Below are 1,787 nucleotides of genomic sequence, written 5' to 3'. Positions count from 1 at the left end.
GCTTATCGATCGGGCCGGACAACAAACTCCGCATAATCATGGCCGCCGCATAATTCCTGTTATGTGGTGCACCACATAAGCGCAAGGGATTCGACGGCCTTTCCGGGCTCGCCGGGAAGGTGCACCTCAGCCCATCTCATCTTGCCATGCTTCTCGAAGGCACCGCTGGCGGATCACGCAGCAGACCTGGAGACTGCTGACGACCGGATGAGGGGATTTTTCCGATTCACGGACGGCGCGAAGCAGGGTAGATTCCTTTGCATGTCGGGCGTGGCTGATCTTCCAGATGACATCGAGGTGCTGAAGGCGGTCGTCCGGGATATGTCGGCAAAGGTCGCCGCCCGGGACGCCGAGATCGCTCGCCACGAAGCACAGCTGCGCCATCATGCCCTGATGCTCGCCAAGCTCAAGGCGCGCCTCAGCAAGCAGCTCCGCGATCGGTTCGGGTCCTCAGCCGAGAGCCTCGAGCAACTCCATCTGATGCTGGAAGATCTCGAGATTTCACACAGCGCTGAGCCCCCCGTGTCCAGGCCAGTGCCGGAGCCTGCGCAGAAGGACAAGCCGGTTCGCAAGCCGCTTCCGGATCATCTTCCCAGAACTGAGCAAGTGCTTGAACCGGGTAACGCCTGCGGGGGGTGCGGCGGCAAGCTGAAGCGCGTCGGCGAGGACGTGACCGAAGAGGTGGAGTATATCCCCGGCCGGTTCGTCGTGAACCGGATCATCCGCCCACGTATGGCCTGCGCCTGCTGCGAACGGTTCCACCAGGCGCCGCTACCCAGCCGGCCGATTGAACGCGGACGCCCTGGACCTGGCCTGCTCGCCCATGTCCTCGTCTTCAAGCGCGTGCGTACGAACTTCATTTAGGCCGCTTGTCGCCAAGGCGGAGTAGACAGGATGCAAGGCCAATCCGCGCTTTGTGGCCACCTCCCTCAAATCCAGAGACTGCGGCGCCCGCGGGGACATGGAGGACCGGATCAAGGAATGCCAGGCAGATCTGTTCTCCGGCCGGACCTGGACGGCGAAGACGGCGTCCAGCCAGCTGCGCCTGTGGTTTGCCTCGATGGCGTACGGTCTCATCCCGCGCCCTTCGCCAGACCGCGCTTGCAGGCACGCAGTTCGCGAACGCCTCCTGCGGCACAATCCGGCTGAAGCTCCTGAAGGTTGGCGCGCGGGTCCTGGTCTCGGTCAGGCGCATCAGGTTTGGCGAAGCGTCAGCTTATCCCTGGGCTGAAGAGCGGAGCCGGGCGCATCGGCGATTGACCGGCGCCTGAGCGCCCCCGTCTCGCCCATCCAATCAACGAAGGAGAAAAGCCGAACACCAGAGAACGCCGCCCCAAACGGGCGGTGAACGCCAGCATGTGACTGCCAAAGCCCGCTCCCCTCAACATCCGGAAACCCCAGACAAAAGATCGTCAATCGGGACCTCTGTGAGAAATGCGGGCTAGCTTCCCGCCTTAGCCGCCGGCAGCGTCAGCAAATTGACCGGTGTCAGCGCAAACGATCCCGCCTGCGCGCCCCAGTCTCCGGTCAGCACTTCGTAGTGGAGGTGGCGCGCGACTTTGTAGGACGCTGTATTGCCCATGAGGGCGATGACCTCTCCCGCCTTGACCGACTTGCCTACTTCGAGGCCCGTGCTGAATTCCTGCAGGTGGGCATAGCGTGTGTAGACGCCGTTGCCATTGCTCTGCCCCCAACAAACTGGATCGTTTCTGGCTGGAGTTTCCGGTAGTCTGGAACCAGGCTGGAAGGAGCGAGGCCGATGCGGGCATCGAAGTTCACGGACGCGC

3 protein-coding genes and 1 pseudogene are annotated in these 1,787 nt (G+C 62.9%); 3 read left to right on the top strand and 1 reads right to left on the bottom strand.

The window, feature by feature from the left end; all coding sequences use genetic code 11:
* The first annotated feature begins 270 nt into the window (after positions 1-270).
* The 3 genes and pseudogenes from WEA77_RS14930 to WEA77_RS14920 all read left to right on the top strand — a co-directional run bounded on the left by WEA77_RS14930 (position 271) and on the right by WEA77_RS14920 (position 1,271).
* Complete coding sequence (locus tag WEA77_RS14930; RefSeq protein ID WP_368068662.1) at positions 271-864, top strand: IS66 family transposase zinc-finger binding domain-containing protein; 594 nt, start codon at positions 271-273, stop codon at positions 862-864.
* Positions 865-961: 97 nt separating this feature from the next.
* Positions 962-1,018, top strand: a pseudogene (locus tag WEA77_RS14925) (hypothetical protein); the annotation flags it as partial.
* A gap of 34 nt (positions 1,019-1,052) precedes the next feature.
* A complete protein-coding gene (locus tag WEA77_RS14920) occupies positions 1,053-1,271 on the top strand; it encodes a transposase (protein ID WP_368068661.1) in 219 nt (72 codons plus the stop codon).
* 170 nt (positions 1,272-1,441) lie between these two features.
* Here the strand turns inward: WEA77_RS14920 and WEA77_RS14915 are convergent.
* Positions 1,442-1,787: M23 family metallopeptidase (locus WEA77_RS14915; RefSeq protein WP_368068660.1), on the bottom strand; the 346-nt coding region annotated here is incomplete at its 5' end.

Origin of the sequence: Hyphomonas sp. (assembly GCF_040882205.1) — a bacterium.
Lineage (GTDB): Bacteria > Pseudomonadota > Alphaproteobacteria > Caulobacterales > Hyphomonadaceae > Hyphomonas.
Note: the sequence above shows the minus strand (reverse complement) of the source record. Positions and strands in the feature narration are given on the sequence as shown.